At 67.4% G+C, this 16,617-nt stretch carries 15 protein-coding genes; 5 read left to right on the forward strand and 10 right to left on the reverse strand.

The window, feature by feature from the left end; all coding sequences use genetic code 11:
• The first annotated feature begins 2 nt into the window (after positions 1-2).
• Positions 3-1,196 carry a M20 family metallopeptidase gene (locus QTI17_RS02260; protein ID WP_286530753.1) on the forward strand — a complete coding sequence of 398 codons (1,194 nt, stop codon included), beginning with the start codon at positions 3-5 and terminating at the stop codon, positions 1,194-1,196.
• Between the two features lie 9 nt (positions 1,197-1,205).
• On the opposite strand, the gene QTI17_RS02265 is transcribed toward QTI17_RS02260, so the two are convergent.
• Both QTI17_RS02265 and QTI17_RS02270 read right to left on the reverse strand, forming a co-directional pair.
• A complete protein-coding gene (locus QTI17_RS02265) occupies positions 1,206-1,619 on the reverse strand; it encodes a hypothetical protein (RefSeq protein ID WP_286530754.1) in 414 nt (137 codons plus the stop codon).
• An 83-nt stretch (positions 1,620-1,702) separates the two neighbouring features.
• Entirely contained in the window at positions 1,703-2,614 is a 912-nt protein-coding gene (locus QTI17_RS02270; protein ID WP_286530755.1) for a LysR family transcriptional regulator, read from the reverse strand.
• Positions 2,615-2,775: 161 nt separating this feature from the next.
• Between QTI17_RS02270 and QTI17_RS02275 the strand changes: the two genes are divergently transcribed.
• Both QTI17_RS02275 and QTI17_RS02280 read left to right on the forward strand, forming a co-directional pair.
• Entirely contained in the window at positions 2,776-3,870 is a 1,095-nt protein-coding gene (locus QTI17_RS02275) for an Ldh family oxidoreductase (protein ID WP_286530756.1), read from the forward strand.
• A 28-nt stretch (positions 3,871-3,898) separates the two neighbouring features.
• On the forward strand, positions 3,899-4,867 hold the full coding sequence (locus QTI17_RS02280) for a Bug family tripartite tricarboxylate transporter substrate binding protein (protein ID WP_286530757.1): 969 nt from the start codon (positions 3,899-3,901) through the stop codon (positions 4,865-4,867).
• A gap of 100 nt (positions 4,868-4,967) precedes the next feature.
• Here the strand turns inward: QTI17_RS02280 and QTI17_RS02285 are convergent, their stop codons facing one another.
• The 6 genes from QTI17_RS02285 to QTI17_RS02310 form a co-directional block, all read right to left on the reverse strand.
• Entirely contained in the window at positions 4,968-5,666 is a 699-nt protein-coding gene (locus QTI17_RS02285) for an aspartate/glutamate racemase family protein (protein ID WP_286530758.1), read from the reverse strand.
• Between the two features lie 18 nt (positions 5,667-5,684).
• A complete protein-coding gene (locus QTI17_RS02290; RefSeq protein WP_286530760.1) occupies positions 5,685-6,848 on the reverse strand; it encodes an ATP-binding protein in 1,164 nt (387 codons plus the stop codon).
• Positions 6,849-6,958: 110 nt separating this feature from the next.
• Positions 6,959-7,786, reverse strand: coding sequence for a MetQ/NlpA family ABC transporter substrate-binding protein (locus tag QTI17_RS02295; RefSeq protein WP_286530761.1), 828 nt, complete (start codon positions 7,784-7,786; stop codon positions 6,959-6,961).
• A gap of 42 nt (positions 7,787-7,828) precedes the next feature.
• On the reverse strand, positions 7,829-8,491 hold the full coding sequence (locus QTI17_RS02300) for a methionine ABC transporter permease (protein WP_286520809.1): 663 nt from the start codon (positions 8,489-8,491) through the stop codon (positions 7,829-7,831).
• Positions 8,484-9,362, reverse strand: coding sequence for a methionine ABC transporter ATP-binding protein (locus tag QTI17_RS02305; RefSeq protein WP_286530763.1), 879 nt, complete (start codon positions 9,360-9,362; stop codon positions 8,484-8,486). Before QTI17_RS02305 ends, QTI17_RS02300 begins: the two co-directional genes overlap by 8 nt.
• Positions 9,363-9,504: 142 nt before the next feature.
• Positions 9,505-10,869 (reverse strand): replication initiation protein, encoded by a 1,365-nt coding sequence (locus tag QTI17_RS02310; protein WP_286530764.1) that lies wholly within the window; start codon positions 10,867-10,869, stop codon positions 9,505-9,507.
• A gap of 625 nt (positions 10,870-11,494) precedes the next feature.
• Here QTI17_RS02310 and QTI17_RS02315 point away from each other — a divergent pair.
• Both QTI17_RS02315 and QTI17_RS02320 read left to right on the forward strand, forming a co-directional pair.
• A complete protein-coding gene (locus QTI17_RS02315) occupies positions 11,495-12,691 on the forward strand; it encodes a ParA family protein (RefSeq protein WP_286507121.1) in 1,197 nt (398 codons plus the stop codon).
• A 1-nt stretch (position 12,692) separates the two neighbouring features.
• Positions 12,693-13,748: a ParB/RepB/Spo0J family partition protein gene (locus QTI17_RS02320; RefSeq protein ID WP_286520805.1), complete on the forward strand. Its 1,056-nt coding sequence runs from the start codon at positions 12,693-12,695 to the stop codon at positions 13,746-13,748.
• Between the two features lie 112 nt (positions 13,749-13,860).
• Here the strand turns inward: QTI17_RS02320 and QTI17_RS02325 are convergent, their stop codons facing one another.
• Both QTI17_RS02325 and QTI17_RS02330 read right to left on the reverse strand, forming a co-directional pair.
• The gene (locus tag QTI17_RS02325) at positions 13,861-14,535 is read right to left on the reverse strand and encodes a hypothetical protein (RefSeq protein ID WP_286530765.1); all 675 of its coding nucleotides are present in this window, start codon (positions 14,533-14,535) and stop codon (positions 13,861-13,863) included.
• A 613-nt stretch (positions 14,536-15,148) separates the two neighbouring features.
• Entirely contained in the window at positions 15,149-16,576 is a 1,428-nt protein-coding gene (locus QTI17_RS02330) for a hypothetical protein (protein WP_286530766.1), read from the reverse strand.
• Positions 16,577-16,617 lie beyond the last annotated feature (41 nt).

Raw genomic sequence — 16,617 nt, forward strand, 5'->3', positions numbered from 1 at the left:
GCATGGCAAGCCCGCCCGTTCCCACCGACTCGATCGTCGCCCTGCTCCAGTCGCTGGTGCGCACGCCGAGCCGCGCCGGCACCGACACGCCGGCGCCGGTGCTGCGCTGCATGGAAGACTGGCTCGGCAGCCGGGGGCTGGCCTGTCGCCGGCTGCAGGGTGCCGGCGGCGAGCCGCTGGGCCTCTATGCCGAGATCGCCGGGACCCGGCCGGGCGGCCCCTGGACCGTGCTCGACGCCACGCTCGACACCGCGGGCTTCGGTGACGCCGCCAGCTGGACCTGGCCGCCGACCGATCCCCGCATCGAAGGCGGCTGGCTGCACGGCCGCGGCAGCGCCGACTCCAAGGGCGGCGCCGCCCTGTTCGCGCACCTGCTGGCGGAATTCGGCGCAGCGCGCGAAGGGTTCGCCGGCCGGCTCGGCCTGCTGCTCGATCTCGACGAGCATTCCGGGCGCTTCGGCGGCGCCCGCGCCTTCTTCGATCCTCCGCTGGGGAACGGGCCCGCGCCGAGGCCGGACGGCGTCATCATCGGCTACCCGGGGATGGACAGGATCGTCACCGGCGGCCGCGGCTTCCTGCGCGCCAGGCTGGCGGTGCACGGCATCGCCGCCCACGCCGGCGCCACCCGCCGGCGCGGCTTGAACGCCATCACGCGGGCCATGGCGCTGGCGAGAGCGCTCGAATCCGCGCCGCTGCCGCCGGCCGATCCGGCCTTCGGCCTCGCGCCCCGGCTCACGCTGACCGGCATCCAGGCCGGCGACGGCGGCTACACCCAGGTGCCCGATCGCTGCGAATTGCGGATCGACCTGCGGCTGACGCCCGGTTTCACCGACGCGCAGGCGCGCGCGCTGGTGCGGGCCACGATCGAACGGCAGGACGCGGACCATGCCGGCGCGGCCGCCACCGCCATCGAGTGGTTCGCCGGCTGGCCCGCCTACCGCGTGCCCGATGCCGACCCGATGGTCGCGGCGCTGCGCGAAGCGGGCCGCGCCGAGTTGGGCATCGACCTGCCGACCCGCGTGGCCGGACCATCGAACATCGGGAACTATCTGCATGGCCTGGGCGTGCCCGCCCTGTGCGGCTTCGGCCTGCGCGGCGAGAACATCCACGCCGCAGACGAGCGCATCGCGCTCGACAGCATCGGGCCCGTCTACCGGATCCATCGCGCCGCGCTCAGGCGATTGCAGCGCGGCTGAAGCCCCAGGCTAGCAGCGGCCCTTCTTGGCCTGGCCGGGGGGACAGTGGTAGCCGTCGTCGTCATGGTCGTGGTCATGCCCCCGGCCGTGCTTGCCGTGCTTCGGCGGCTTGCCGGGCTTCCACTGGTCATCGACCCAGCGCCAGCCGCCGCCCGCCTGGACCCAGCGGCCGGGCGCATAGACGTAGTCGGGCCGGTCGCGCTCCCAACGTCCACCCTGCCACACATAGTCGCGCTCGTTCCAGACCCAGCGGCCCGGCACCCAGACCTGGCCCGGACGCGGTCCGGGCATGACTTCGTAGCGCGGCGGCGGCGGTGCCACCTGCACCAGGCCGGGAACGTTGATGTTGATGTTGACCTGCGCGAACGCCGGCAGGGTGGCCGCGGCCGCGAGGGCTGCAAGGGCGAAGGTGGCAATGCGCAAAGGGAAGCTCCGTTCTACTCGTGGCCGCCGATTCTAGGGACACCGCTTGTATCGAAACGCAAGGCGCTTTGGTGCCGATCCGGTCAGGCCACGCCGGCGCCGAAGCTGAACACGCCGACGGCGGCCAGCCTGGCGGCTTCGGCGCGCACCAGGTCGCGCACGACGGCGAGCGCCGGACTCTGCGCCTGCTCGACCCGCGTGGCCAGCACCAGCATGCGGTGCAGCTGGGCGCCCGAGATCTCCGACAGCCTCACCGTGCCGGCGCGCGGCTCCTTGAACACCGACACCGGCATCAAGGTGGCCCACCGGCCCTGCAGCACCAGTTCGCGGATGGCATCGACCGAGTCGAACTCGGCCTCCACGTTGAGCCGGCCACCGAGCGGCGCCAGACTGGCTTCGACGATGCCGCGATGCAGGCGGGTCATCAGCAGCGGCACCCGGGCCAGCGACGACAGCGGCACCACCGGCGGCATGCCGCGCGAAGCCGGCGTGATCAGCGCGAAAGGCTCGGCCAGCAGTGGCTCGAAGGCGAGCGCGCGATGCGGCTGCGGATTGGTGACCACCGCCATGTCGACATGGCCGCGCTCCAGCCCTTCCACCAGCTGGGGCGTGAAGGCCTCGCGCACCGCCAGCCGCACGCCCGCCAGATGGCGGTGGCAGCGCTCGAACACCCCGGGCAGGAGAACCCGCGTGAGCGTGGGCGAGACGCCCAGCACCACGGTGCTGTCGGGCGCGGCGCCATCGCCGCCAAGCTGCAGGCGCACCCGCGCCGCCTCGGCCAGCATCCGGCGTGCCGATTCGTAGAGGGTGGCGCCGCCCTGCGTCAGCCGCACGCCGCGCGCCCCGCGCTGGAGCAGCTGCACGCCCAGTTCGGCTTCCAGGTCGCGCACCTGGCGGGTCAGCGCGGGCTGCGCCACCGACAGCGCCGCCGCCGCCGCGGTGAAGCTCCCGGCATCGGCTATGGCCACGAAATAGCGCAGGGTACGCAGGTTCACGAGGGGTCGGCGGCGCAGACGGCCGCAAGTTCTTGCATATCAATATGATATGGCTCGCGACCGAATCGGCATTGGACCGGCGGCGCCGCGCTTCCTAGACTGCCCTGCATTCGAGAACAGGAGACATTCGGCGCGCCGGCCACGGCGGGCCGACCCGCCGCATGCCGATCACTGGACAGAGCACCCTCCGGGCGCCGGGCGAGAGCCTGCGCCGCTTCATCGCCGCCGCGCTGCGCCGCATCGGCCTGCCGGACGAAGACGCCGCCAGCGTCGCACGCCTCATGGCCGATGCCGACCTGCAAGGCTCCGACGGCCACGGCGTGATCCGGCTGCCGCAATACGTGCAGCGCATCGAGGCGGGCGGCATCAACATCCGGCCCGACATCCGCGTGGTCGAAGAGCGGGCCGCCATGGCGGTGGTCGACGGCGACAACGGCATGGGCCACCTGGTGGTGTCGCGCGCGGTGCAGATCGCGATCGAGAAGGCGCGCAGCGCCGGTGTCGCCTGGGTCGGCACGCGTGCCAGCAACCATGCCGGACCGGCATCGCTCTACGCGCGCATGCCGCTGGCGCACGACATGATCGGGCTCTACTTCGCGGTCGGCAATGCCAACCACATGACGCCCTGGGGCGGCATGGAGATGCTGTTGTCGACCAATCCGATCGCCGCCGGCATCCCGGCCGGGGACGAACCCGCGGTGGTGCTCGACATGGCCACCACCGTGGCCGCCTACGGCAAGGTCAAGGCCAAGGCCAAGCGCGGCGAGGCTATGCCCGAAGGCTGGATGATCGACCGCGAGGGCCGGCCGCTGACCGACCCGAAGCGCGCCGGCGAAGGCTTCCTGCTGCCGATCGGCGGCCACAAGGGCTATGGCCTGGCGCTCATCGTGGGACTCCTGGCCGGCACGCTGCACGGCGCGGCCATGGGCCGCGAACTGGTGGACTTCAACGCCGACGACCGCACGCCGACCAACACCGGCCAGGCGATCCTGGTGATCGACCTCGCGGCCTTCGGCGGGGCGGCGCCCTTCAAGGCCGCGGTCGACGCGCTGGTGCGCGACATCCGCCAGAGCGAGCGCCTGCCCGGCGTGGAGCGCATCTGGCTGCCGGGCGAGCAGAGCCACGGCAAGCGCGAAGCCTATGGTCGCGACGGCGTCCCGCTGCCGGCCGCGCTGGCCGAAGACCTCGACCGGCTGGCCGAACGGCTGGGCATCGAGGCGCTCGAGCGGCTGCCGGAACCGCCGGGGCCGGCCTGACGGACAAGAACCACAAGGAGACCCCGCCATGACAGCCTTCCTCAAGCACCTGATCCTCGCAGCGGGCCTGGCCGCCGCGGCCGCCGCGCCGGCGCAGACCGCCTACCCCGCCAAGGGCATCCACATGATCATCCCGCTGGCCGCGGGCAGCGCCGTCGACAACGGGGCGCGGGTGCTGACGCAGCGCATGGGCAGCGAACTGGGGCAGTCGTTCTACCTGGAGAACATTCCGGGGTCGGCGGGGCTGATCGGCGCCGAGCGCGTCGCCAAGGCCGCGCCCGACGGCTACACCGTCGGCGGCTTCAACGACAGCGTGCTGACGATGGTGCCCAACATCTACAAGACCAGCTGGGACCCGCTGGCCGACTTCGCCCCGGTCTCGCTGGTCGGCACGATCGAATGGGGCCTGGTCGTGAAGGCCGATTCGCCCTACCAGACGGTCGCCGATTTCATCAACGCGGCGAAGGCGCGTCCGGCCAGGCTCAACTATGGCTCCGGCGGCAGCGGCAGCCCGCAGCATCTGGCGATGGCCCTGTTCGCCGGCCGTGCGGGCATCGACGTGACTCACGTGCCCTACAAGGGCGCGACGCCGGCCGCCATCGCAGTCGCCGGCGGCGAGGTCGACGCCGCCTTCCAGGGCCTGGGCACGGTCACCTCGCTGATCGCCGCCGGCAAGCTGCGTCTGCTGGCGGTGTCGACGCCGCAGCGCCTGGCGCAATACCCCGGCGTGCCGACCGTCAGCGAATCGGGCCTGCCCGATTTCTTCTTCAACTCTTGGTTCGCGATCGTGGCACCCAAGGGCACGCCCAAGCCGATCGTCGACCGGCTCTACGACGCGATGAAGGTATCGCTCGACGATCCCGAGACCCGCAAGCAGCTGGTGGCCCAGGGCATGACCCTGCGCGGCAGCACGCCGGCCGAATTCGCCGCCGCGCTGAAAGACCAGTACGCGCTCTACCGCAAAGTGATCCAGAGCAACAACATCAAAGCAGATTGAATGTGGCCCCCACGCTCCCCACTACGTGTGGTTCGCTGCCCCCCGAGGGGGCCGCAGGCCGCCTTGGGGCGGCCCGGCGCCGGCCTGGCCCCGCTCTTCGCTAGGACTGTCCGAGAGCGAAGTCGACCGCCGCAGCGGCATGCAATGCCGTGCTATCTAGCAGCGGCAGCGCGCTGTCCTCGTCCTTGACGAGCAGCGAGATCTCGGTGCATCCGAGCACGACGGCCTCGGCGCCGCGGGCCTGCAGAGCGCCGATGACGCGGCGGTAGCGCTCGCGTGAGGCGCCGTCGACGATGCCGACGCACAGTTCGTCGTAGATGATCCGGTGCACCTCGGCACGATCATCGGCGCCCGGGACCAGCACCTCCAGGCCATGCCGCTGCGCGAGCCGGTCCTTCATGAAGCCCTGCTCCATCGTGAACGCAGTGCCGAGCAGGCCCACGCGGCGCACGCCCGCGCGGGCCGCCGCGCGGCCGACCGGATCGGCGATATGGAGAAAGGGCAGCGGCGTCGCCGCCTCGATGCGATCGGCCAGCTTGTGCATGGTGTTGGTGCGCAGCACGATGCAGTCCGCCCCGCCGGCGTGGAGCCGGCGCGCGGCGTCTTCGAGGATGGCGCCGGCATCGTCCCATCGGCCCTCGTGCTGGGCCCGCTCGATCGGCCCGAAGTCGACGCTGTGCATCAGCAGCTGCGCCGAGCGCAGCGGCCCCAGGCGCTCGCGCACCCGCTGATTGACGAGGCGGTAGTACTCGGCGCTGGACTCCCAGCTCATGCCGCCGATGAGGCCGATGGTGCGCATGGTCGCCATCATGCCCGGCTACCCGATCTTGGCCTCGAATGCCTTCTTTTCTCGCCAGATCTGCTGCACGAAGGGATCCGTCACGCCGTACAGGCCATGGCCCTTGCGCATGATCAGGTTCGCCGCGAGGAGTTCGTTGACCACGGGCTGCGTTTCCTCGACCCGCACCTCGCGTCCCACGGCTTTCGAATACGCGGCGGCGGCCTCGGCCGAGAACACGCCACGGGCATCTCCATGGGTCGAGGCGATGCGCTCGAAGATGGCCGTGGCGAGTCCGCCGAGTTGCTCCACTTTCGCCAATTCGATGTCGGCGGCGGTGGACCGGAGAGTTGCGGCAATCACCGGCAGGTAGGCATCCGGATCGCCGCCGGGCGGCAAGTGCCGCCGCAGCTGGCCCAGGGCCTTGATCATTTCTTCCGGGCGGTTTCCCAGGGTCTTGAAGCTCTGGTTGGCGATCGCCAGGGAAGGCAGTGCGCCCGCGCCTTCTCCGGCGAGCCGCTGCAGCAAGTGCTCGACGTAGTCGGTCTCCAGCACGGGATAGGCAACCGACGTGGCACCCGCGAACGCCTGGTTGCGCCTCGCCGTCAGTTCATTCACCAGCGCGCGGTGCGAGCCCGTTCCGATGAAGAGGAAGTGGCCGGGCGTGGCTGGGCGCGGATTGATGGCGTCGCGCGCCGCCTTCAGCGCCAGCAGCATCTGGTTGCCATCCTCGGAGGTGATCGCGTGCTGCACCTCGTCCACGATCAGGACGACATCCGTCTTCGCCTGGTCGACGACCTCGGTCAGTGCCTGCGCCAGCGTCGGCCCGCCCTGGGCGCCCAGGCTGTCGAGCTTGAAGCCGAACTTGAAGGTGAATGCGCCCAGGTCGACGCCGCTGATGCGCTTGAGCTTTTGCAGCACCGAGGACGCGGGTGTCTGCAGTTCGGTCAGCGTTTTCCGGATCGCGGCCTGGACCAGAACGGCCGGGCTGGTCTGGGTATCGGCCCAGAGATCGACGTAGATCACGAGTGCGCCGGCCTCTTCCAGCGCAGGGATCAGGTCATTCAGCAGGAAGGTCGTCTTGCCCGTGCGGCGCAGGCCGGAAAGGAACAAGCCGGAACGCAGACCCTCGTCCAGGACGCCGGGCCGCAACAGCTGACCGGCCATCTGGACGGCCAGCGCAGGACGCCGGAAGATCGCCATGAGAGTTATCCAGTTTTATTGAATCTGAATAATTATAGCCATTCGATAATTTCCGATAAGGGGCCGCCTGCCGAGTTGGCGCAGGGAGGCCTGCGCGGCCCTTTTCCGTCCTACTGCAGGAAGCCCGGCTTCGCGTACCCCGGGAACTTGCTGTCGACGACCGCGCGGAAGTCCTTCGAGTGATAGGCCTCGACGATGTCCTTGGCCCACGGCGTGTCCTTGTCGGCACGCTTCACGGCGACCACGTTCAGATAGTGGTCGGGCGTCTTCTCGAGCACCACGGCTTCGGTCAGCTTCAGCCCAGAGGACATCGCGAAATTGCCGTTGATGATCGCGTACTCGGTGTCGCCCAGCGAGCGCGGCAGCTGGGCCGCCTCGAGCGGAATGAACTTCAGCTTGCGCGGGTTCTCGGCGATGTCCTTCTCGGTGGCGCGCAGCGCGTCGATGCCCGGCTTCAGCGTGATCAGCTTGTTCTGCTCCAGCAGCACCAGCGCGCGCGCCAGGTTGCTCGGGTCGTTGGGGATCGTGAAGCGGTCGCCGTCCTTGAGTTCGGCCAGTGTCTTGCGCTTGGTCGAGTAGACGCCCAGCGGCGCGATCGGGCCCTGCACCAGCTCGACGATGTCGAGCTTCTGGTCGGCCGCGAACTTCTGCAGATAGACGCGGTGCTGGAAGAAGTTGGCATCGAGCGAGCCCTGCGCCAGGGCGAGATTCGGCTGCACGTAGTCGTTGAACTCGACCAGCTTGACCTTGTAGCCCTTCTTTTCGAGCAGGGGCACGATGCCGGCCTTGAGCTGGTCGACGTTGGAGCCGGCGGTGCCGCCGATCACCAGGTCTTTCTTGGCGGCGGCCTGGGCGTGGGCCTCGAGCGAAAGGCCGCCGAGCGACAGGGCGAGCACCGACAGAGCGAGGACGGAACGGCGGACGAGAGATGTTTTCATGGGAACGGTCACGGTTGGAAATCGGAATCGGCTGCGCCAGGGTCAGCGTTTGTCCAGGCGACGGGCGGCAGTGTTGCCGACGAACTGGATGATCTGCACCAGCGCCACGAGCAGCGCCACGGTGAGCACCATGACGTCGGTCTGGAAGCGGTAGTAGCCGTAGCGGATCGCCAGGTCGCCGATGCCGCCGCCGCCCACCACGCCGGCGATCGCCGAATAGGACAGGAAGCTCACGGCAAGCACGGTGAAGGCCAACACCAGGCCCGAGCGGGCCTCGACGATCAGCACGCGCCAGATGATCTGCAGCTCGGAGGCGCCCATCGCATGGGCGGCCTCGATGACGCCGCGCGGCACTTCGCGCAGGCACTGGTCGACCAGCCGCGCGAGGTAGGGGATGGCCGCCACCGACAACGGCACGGCGGCCGCCAGCGGCCCGATCGAGGTGCCCGCGATCACCCGCGTGAAGGGCACCAGCGCCACCAGCAGGATGATGAACGGGAAGGAACGCACCGTGTTCACGATCCAGTTGAGGATCAGGAAGGCGGGCTTGTTCTCGAGCGACTGTCCGGGGCCGAGCAGGAAGAGCAGCACGCCGAGCGGGCCGCCGATCAGGAGCGCGGCCGTGAGGCCGATGCCCAGCATCATGAAAGTCTGGGCGATGGCGATCCCGAGCTCGGGCAGGATGGCGGCGATGTTCTCAGGCATGGGCCAGCTCCTGCGTGCCTGCCTGCTGGCGTTGGGGGGATGAAAGCGCCTGGGCGGCGAGCGCTTCGCGCGCGTCGCGCTCGCGCCGGCGCACCAGGGCATCGATCTCGCGTCCGAGCGCGGTGGCGCGTTCGGCGGCCGGCGAATCGACCTCGAACTGCTCGACCAGGCGGCCCTGCTCGAGGATCGCAACCTGGCGGCACAGCACCTCGACCACCGACAGCTCGTGGGTGACGATGACGATGGTCACGCCGAGTTTCAGGTTGATGTCGCGCAGCGTCTCGAGGAGCGCGCGCGTGGTCTCACTGTCGAGTGCCGAGGTGGGCTCGTCGCACAACAGCACCTGCGGCCGCGGCGCCAGCGCACGCGCGATCGCCACCCGCTGCTTCTGGCCGCCCGAGAGCTGGGCCGGGTAACTGCGAATCTTCTCGCCCAGGCCGACCAGTTCGAGGCACTCGCGCACGCGGGCCTCGATCTCGGCGCGCGAATGGCGGCCGTGGATCTTCAGCGGGAAGGCGACGTTGTCGAAGACGGTCGCATTCTGGATCAGGTTGAACTGCTGGAAGATCATGCCGATGTTCTGCCGCGTGTCGCGCAGCTCGCGGCGCGACAGGGTGGTCAGGTCGCGGCCGCCGACCAGCACCTTGCCGGCATCGGGGCGTTCGAGCAGGTTGATCAGCCGCAGCAGGGTCGACTTGCCGGCGCCGCTCTTGCCGATCAGGCCGAAGACGTCGCCTTCATGGATGTCGAGCGACAGCGATCGCACGGCATCGAAGACGGCGCCGTCGGGCAAGGTGAATGATTTCTGCACCGACTCGAGTCGGATCAGGGGGGGCCGGGGCTGGGCCTCGGCCGGGGAAGAGGAAGTCATGGACGGGATCGGCCGGCACGGCCTGCATGGCAGGCGGATGCAGCTGCGCCGCAAAGTCCGCAAGTATCGCGGCTCGCGGCACCGAGGGGAACGACGCAATAGAAGGCTGCTTATATGCCCTGGGCATAAGCGCCCCGCGGGGCTACTGCACCGCGTCGAACAATTGCCGGTCGACTTTCCAGTCCGGCCCGTAGGTGGCGTCGGCATAGGCATACACCACGGCCGAACCCAGCAAGCCGTGCAGGACGTCGCCCTGGGCCGCGCGCCGGCTGATCACAGCGTTCAGCGCCCCCTTGCGCGCCAGGTCCTGCAGCGCCTGGTCGACCCAGCGCTTGAGCTGCGCCGGCTCGAGCGCCGCGACCTCCTTCTTCATCGACTCGATCTGCTCGCGCAGCCAGTTCGCGCCTTCGAGACTGGGCACCGGCGCGGGGGTTTCCGGCACCGGCTGCAGCACCACCGGCGGGACGGCGGCGCGAGGGTCGGCGGCGCCTTCGGTGGCGGGCTCGTTGCGCAGCAGCGAGCGCAGGTACGAGAAGGCGTTCTCGATGGTGCGCAGCGATTTGTTGGCGGCGCGCCGCTCGAGCACCTCGATCTGGGCCCGCACGCGCTCGTCGCCGAATTCCTTCAGCAGCCCTTCCAGCTTGATCTCGCGGATGCCCAGCGTTTCGGCCCGCAGCACCAGGGTGGCGTCGACCGGCTCGCCGGTGAGCGGCCGCTGCAGCGGCGCCTGCCGCTTCTTGCGCACCGCGAACTGGACCTCGGTGATCACCCTGCCCTGCTTATGCTCGATCAGGTCGATCTCGAGATCGGTCTCGGCGTTGATCTCGATCACCGCGTCCTTGACCCGCTCGTTCTTGAACTTGCGCCATTCGCGCCGCTCGGGCCCAGGCCCGTTGCTGAGCGCGTCGACCCACCAGGTCACGGGCTTGCGGCTGGTGACCCCGCTCGGATTCTCCCGGTAGCGGGCGCAGATCTCGTAGAGCGCCACGGCGGTGTAGGAGCCCAGCTTGGCCAGCACGTCGAGGTCGATGCGGGCCCAGCGCTGCGGATCCCGAAGCGCTGCCATGATGGTCGGCGGATAGGACCAGCTGACCCAGTTCTCGCCACGCCTGAGCTCCAGCGCGACTTCGGACAGCATCGAAAAGCCGCGCCACTTGACGCCGTCGCCCGGCGCGGTCGACTCCCAGTCGACCTCCAGGCTGCGCATCTCGATCAGGTACTTCTTGGCGGCGGTGCGCTCGCTGCCGCTGGAGCCGGTGGTGCGCAGGATGGCTGCCAGCGGGGCCTCGAACATGAAGTCGGCCGCGGGCATGCCGGGCAAGGCGACCAGCCGCGTCTGCGCCACCTGCAGCAGCGCGCTGTAGATGCGGCGACCGGTCAGGGTTACGCGGGCCGAGCGCGGCATCATCACGATCATCTCGTGCGGCTTCCTGAGCTCCAGCACGTCGTCGACGGCGTGGCTCATGACTGGCTTGTCGCCCGGATTTCCCGCGATCTGTTGGCTCATAGCGGGGTCAATGTTATGTCCAACGCCGTTTGGACACAACCCCGTGCGGATTGAGGCACAGCGGCCCGAGCAAAACCTGGACATTTGTGCTGGGGGCAGGCGCAGGCGATCCGATTAAAAGCTGGACGGTTGGCGACAACGGGCCGCCCGGGTCCTCTTCGCTCCCCGATTAAAAGCCGGACATTGGCGCTTCCAGCGCTTCCGAAGGGCCCGGAATGAGCCTCAAAATGGCGCTTAAAACCTGGACGTTGGCGTCAAGCTGGTGCGGAACCGGCCGAATCGGGCTGTGGACAAGGTGCACGAAGGCACCGATGTCGACCCGGACAGTTGGCGATGGAAGGCTGGACGGATCCGATCAGGAGCCGGACGCAAGCGATTAAAGTCTGGACATTCGGACCATCAGGACACGCGTAAGCTGTTGATTTAATTGAAGAAAATCGAAGTTTCGACGGGCTTAATCTCTTGAATTTATTGAAGTTCCTTTCTTAATCTCCCGAGAGAGCTTAGGAAAAGGCCAAAAACCGCAGAAGAGGGCCATCACTTCAGGTGATGGATCGACGTTTCTTCGTTTTTTCGCGTGTGCCCTGCATAATCGCAAGACACTCCAACTTTCAAGGCAGATCCCGTGGACATCAAGCAAACCATTCGACGTCAAAACCTGGAGGATATCGAGCAGCAAGCCCACAAGATCGCCGGCATGATGGACCGGATCCGGTCCGCCATGCTGGCTCCCACCGCCGTGAAGTCTGCGCCCACGCTGAAGGCGGTGCAACTGGCGGACCTGTGCGGTGTCGACAAATCGAAGATCTCCTACCGCCTGACACGCGGTGACCTCCCGGCCGGCGAAATCCATGGCAACAGCCGCGAGTGGTCCATGGCGGAGGCCCAGAGTTGGGCCCGCGAACTGCGTGCTGAGCACCTGCGGCCGGAAGGCGCGGCCGGCATCACCATCACGGTGGCCAACTTCAAGGGCGGCGTGGCCAAGACGACCTCGGCGGTGACCCTGGCCCAGGGCCTGTCGATGCGTGGACACCGCGTGCTGCTGGTAGACCTCGATCCCCAGGGCTCTGCCACGACCTTGTTCGGCGTGCTGCCGGACGCGGAGGTCGAGACCGAGCACACGGCGATGTCGCTGTTCACCGGCGACCAGGAAAACCTCCAATACGCCGTGCGCCCGACCTACTGGCCCAATATCGACCTGGTGTGCGCCGCGCCCCTTCTCTACGGAGCGGAATTCCATCTGCCAGCACGCCAGGCGCGAGACCCGGGTTTCGAGTTCTGGCGCGTGCTCGACCGCGGCCTCGATCTTCCGCGTGAAGAGTACGACGTCATCGTGATCGACACCCCGCCTTCGCTGAGCTACGTCACCATCAACGCGCTGATGGCCGCCGATGGCGTGATCATGCCTTTGCCGCCTTCGGCACTGGATTTCGCGAGTTCGGCGCAGTTCTGGGATCTGTTCTCGGACCTGTGCAACCAGCTGGTGCGCAGCCGCGGCAAGGACAAGAGCTTCGAGTTCATCGATGTGCTGCTGTCGCGCGTCGAAGCCTCCGACACGGCCAGCTCGGTGGTGCGGCAGTGGGTGCTCGAGGGCTACGGCGACAAGGTGTTGCCGATCGAGATTCCAAAGACGGCGGTGGCCGCCACGGCGAGCGCCGAGTTCGGAACCGTCTACGACCTGCCGCGTGGCTCGGTGAATTCCAAGACCTTTTCACGGGCAAGGGTGGCCTACGACAGGATGTGCGAGTTGATCGAGCAGCAGATCGAAGCGGTCTGGGCCCGCCAGGTGGCGGAGCGTCAAGTACTGGAAACGGCGGTTTGACATGGGATTGAAAGACAAAGCCTCCAAGATCGACTTCGCATCGATCATGCCGAGTTCGCAGCCCAACCCGGAGCTCGCGAAACCCAAGACAGCGCCTGGCGCGATGATGGCCTTCGCCAACGACCAGCGTTCGGACCTGCTGCGCCAGAACGACGAACTGCGGGCCCGGGCGGCACAGGTCGACGAGCTGGAAGGGCGCCTGAGCGAAGTTCGCGACGAACTGCGCAGCTGGGACGGTGCCTTGCCGGCACGCCTGATCGACACCGCGGACATCGCGCGCAGCGAGTTCGCCAACCGGCATGCGTCCGCGTTCGAGGGGAAGCTGTTCGAGGATTTCAAGCGTGAGATCCAGGAGGCGGGACGCAACTCGCAGCCCATCAAGGTTCGCGCGATCGCGAACCCGGGCGACGGTCCGCACTATGAGCTGGTGTTCGGACATCGGCGCTACGAGGCCTGCCGCCAGATCGGCTTGCCGGTCTGGGCGGTGGTCGAGAACCTGGACGACCGGGCCTTGATCGAGGAAATGGATCGCGAGAATCGGGGCAGGGCGGATCCGTCACCCTGGGAGCAGGGAATGACCTATCTGCGTGCGCTCGAGAAGGGCATTTATCCGTCGAACCGTCAGATGGCGGCCGCGCTCGGGGTGGACATCAGCAACCTCGGAAAGGCGATCGCGTTGGCCAGACTGCCCGCCGCGGTGATCGCGGCCTTTCCCACGCCGCAGTCGATCCAGCTGGCATGGGCAACGGACCTGGGCAAGGCCATGACTGAGGACGAGTCGGGCGTGTTGGCACGGGCGCAGGCGTTGTCGACTGAAAAGACAGCCTTGCCGGCGAAGAGTGTTTTTGCGCGCCTTGTTTCACCGCCGTCGGTGGTGCCCGAGGCCGCCCCGTTGCCGGTTCAGGCGAGCCACGCGTTGAAGGTGGGCGGGCAAAAGGTGGGCTCGCTGAGGTTCGATGCCATCGGGCGTCCTTCGATCAGGCTGTCGATCAAGCTGTCGGATGATCAGCAGAAGGCGCTGATCAAGGCGATGCAAGGATTTGTCGATTCGATTTGAAGGCTGATTCAGGCAGGACGAAAGGGGGGTGGTTTCAAACCACCCCCCTTTTTTATGTGCGGCCGGTAGTGGACGGTGAAGGGGGTAGTTTGAAACTACCCCCTTTGGCGATTCAGCCTCGTCCCCTCTCGATACGCTCGAGCGTCGCAAGAATTTCGGACAACGTCGATTTCATGAGGCCCATGTCGCGGTCACGCCGAGCTTCGGCGAGCGGATCGAATCCGGCCGCCGATGTCTGGCCGCCGCCGCTGAAGGCATCCTTGGCGCGCGCCACCACGTCATCCAGCTTGGTGATGAGGTTGTTGCGCAATGCCGAAAACTGGGCCAGCTCCCGCCGCACCGCAGCCATCTCTCGCATCAGCGCCGTGAGTTGCTCCTGGACTTCTTGGAGTGCGGGCCCCGACACCGCAGCAGCAGGGAGTTCGGCGGCAGCCGTGGGCAGCGCCAGTGAAGGGCCGGCGGGGCCGAGAGCGGTCCGAAAGTGGTCGGCGGTCCGGGCGACCGCCAGTTCGAGGACGGCGTGAGAGTCGGAATCCGCCAGGAACGGCCACAGTTCGTAAACCCGGCCGATGGCTGCCGCGGTGCGCAAGCTCAGACCCGGCCGGCCGCCTCGCCGCGGGCGCTGCAGTACTTCATGCGTGAGGGAGGGGGCTTCGCTCGCATCGATATCTTCCCGGGTTGCCATGCAAGAACGGAACATGCCCGCGGCGCTCCATTTCTTGAGCGACGAATCCGCAGGAGCGCGAACGCCATGGATCAGCGTGAGTATCCGCCCCAGCTCGGCCAAGGTGCAGACCTTGGGCCAGCCGTGGCTGGCTGTGGAAGAGGGGATGGACCCACCTGAGGAGTTGGTGTCTTGGACCCCTTCTGCCTGGCCAGGGGCTTGCGTCGAATGCGGGTCCGCTACAAATTCTGGCATTGCCGGGCCTTGATGGTTACTAGATAACCTAATTATGAACGAAGGGCGACATTACTCGATAAAAAGTCGTGTAACGCCTACTGTTTCGTGAAACATTCACCTCTTCTTGTCGAGAAAACAGCGATAACTCCTTGTCCCATAAGAGAAAAATAAGATGCTTCAAAATGTCGTGAAACAATGTGGCGGAAGGCCGCGGGTGACGCGATTAAAAGCTGGACAGTATCGCGCGCGGGCGTCCCGCCTAGTTCGGTGGTCTCCATACATACATCCCTAATCAGGAATAGAGCGGAAACGTAGACACTGGTGGTGGGCGTACGGCCGAAGAAAAAACGCCCCTGCCGAGCTGGCAAGGGCGAAAGAGGTCGGTGGTCGACCTTGGAGAAACCGTCTGGGTTAGGGTCGAATCGAGGCGACCAGGTTCCCTGCGGACGCCCAAGCCGGCGCAGGCCCCGGACAAGGGCGCCTCGCGCCCCCGCAAGAATCATCCGGCTGCCTGCCCATTTCCGGTGGGCGCTGAGGAGACTCCGCCCAACCCACCGACATCCGCCTGACCCGAGTGATCCGCTGACCGGTCGGCTGCTTGGTCGCGTTGGTTCCCGGTGTCGGCCAGGCCCGGCGCGAAACGACCGGCGCCACGGTACGCCCGGTCGGGACCCGCGTAGTTCGCCTTGATCGTGCGCTTGCGCTTCATGTAGTGACCCATGACCGCGGCTGCCGCTTCGGCGCCGATGGTTGCCTGCATGTTGGCCGCGGCAGTCGACCTGGTGTCGTAGAGCGAGTACAGCCTCTTGTCGGGGAAGGCGCTGAGGCAGGCGGTGCGCAGGCGGTCCTGCACCCGTCGTAGTAGCGCTTGAAGGTTGGGGGGGCCACCTGCCAGGTTCGCTGGACAGGGACTGCTGCAGGTTCGTGAGGTGGGCGTCGACGGCTCCGATCCAGCGCACGGGCACCTCGAGTCGCGCCAAGCGAGCCCGGCGTTATGCAGTTCCCAGGCGCGCAGCCGACGGAGCGTGTCGATGGCCTCGGCATTGCTCGAATCGGTCCCGGCCTCGGCCTCATCGAAAAAGGCCAGATTCCGGGCCAGCAATTCGGAGTGGCGTTTGGCGGCCGCGACCACGATCGAGATGTTCTCGAGGTCGGCCTCGGCCATGGACGCCAGGTCGGCGTCCGCGCGGTTGAGCAGCCGCTCGGGAATGTGCTGCCACCGGAAAGGGGCCTGCTTCCTGAGCTTGGCGTTGGGTAGCCGCAGGATCCGGCGATCGCGGTCGAACCGGTACGCGGACTCCCACTCACCGGGGCGGGCGCCTGTCGCGATGCCCGCATTCAGCCAAGACGTGGTCTTCGTGGCCCATGCCTGCTTGGTTATGCGAGCGCCAAGGAGCGCGTTCAAGACCGGACCGAGATCCTCTTGGGGAATCGTGCGGGCCGATACGCGGCTGTTGCGCGTGACTTCCTGGGCCGGACCGCCGCGTGGGTTGAAGTTCCGAACGAGCGCCAGCCCGTGCTCGCGGACTGCCGGCGGGAAGTCGAAGTCGGGTTGTTTCAAGGCCCACGCTATCGCGGACGCGTAGGTGTTCTTGGTCCCCACTGTGATCGTCGTGTCGTCATGCAGCTGCGCGAGGAGGTCGTCGATCGACACGAAGTGCGGATCCAGATTGAGTGTCGCGGCGGCTCGCTCGACCATCATGTAGTAGTTGCGCATGTACGCCCTGGCAGTCTCGGGCGCGACGGGCTGGACGGTCTGCTCGAACCAGTTGCTCAGGCTTTCGACGGGCCGGGAATCCTCATTCGCAAGGCCGCCGTTCGCGGTCGCATCTGTGTTCGCGGAAGCGTCGAGTGGGCCCGAAAGATCGGTTTCACGGAGATCACTGTTCGGCTCGAAGTCAGGGTTCAGGTCTGGATTGCTGCTCATGTGGGGTCTCGGTCCCGGCGCCAGGTGGGAGGAACTGGGCT

Origin of the sequence: Variovorax sp. J31P179, assembly GCF_030316985.1 — a bacterium.
GTDB lineage: Bacteria > Pseudomonadota > Gammaproteobacteria > Burkholderiales > Burkholderiaceae_C > Variovorax > Variovorax ginsengisoli_B.

Excerpts from the sequence above, each read along its gene's own strand:
- QTI17_RS02320 (WP_286520805.1), top strand. The coding sequence starts at position 12,693 with ATGGGATTGAAAGACAAAGCCTCCAAGATCGACTTCGCATCGATCATG.
- QTI17_RS02305 (WP_286530763.1), bottom strand. The coding sequence starts at position 9,362 with ATGACTTCCTCTTCCCCGGCCGAGGCCCAGCCCCGGCCCCCCCTGATC.
- QTI17_RS02330 (WP_286530766.1), bottom strand. The coding sequence starts at position 16,576 with ATGAGCAGCAATCCAGACCTGAACCCTGACTTCGAGCCGAACAGTGAT.
- QTI17_RS02310 (WP_286530764.1), bottom strand. The coding sequence starts at position 10,869 with ATGAGCCAACAGATCGCGGGAAATCCGGGCGACAAGCCAGTCATGAGC.
- QTI17_RS02280 (WP_286530757.1), top strand. The coding sequence starts at position 3,899 with ATGACAGCCTTCCTCAAGCACCTGATCCTCGCAGCGGGCCTGGCCGCC.
- QTI17_RS02275 (WP_286530756.1), top strand. The coding sequence starts at position 2,776 with ATGCCGATCACTGGACAGAGCACCCTCCGGGCGCCGGGCGAGAGCCTG.
- QTI17_RS02300 (WP_286520809.1), bottom strand. The coding sequence starts at position 8,491 with ATGCCTGAGAACATCGCCGCCATCCTGCCCGAGCTCGGGATCGCCATC.
- QTI17_RS02290 (WP_286530760.1), bottom strand. The coding sequence starts at position 6,848 with ATGGCGATCTTCCGGCGTCCTGCGCTGGCCGTCCAGATGGCCGGTCAG.
- QTI17_RS02295 (WP_286530761.1), bottom strand. The coding sequence starts at position 7,786 with ATGAAAACATCTCTCGTCCGCCGTTCCGTCCTCGCTCTGTCGGTGCTC.
- QTI17_RS02260 (WP_286530753.1), top strand. The coding sequence starts at position 3 with ATGGCAAGCCCGCCCGTTCCCACCGACTCGATCGTCGCCCTGCTCCAG.
- QTI17_RS02285 (WP_286530758.1), bottom strand. The coding sequence starts at position 5,666 with ATGCGCACCATCGGCCTCATCGGCGGCATGAGCTGGGAGTCCAGCGCC.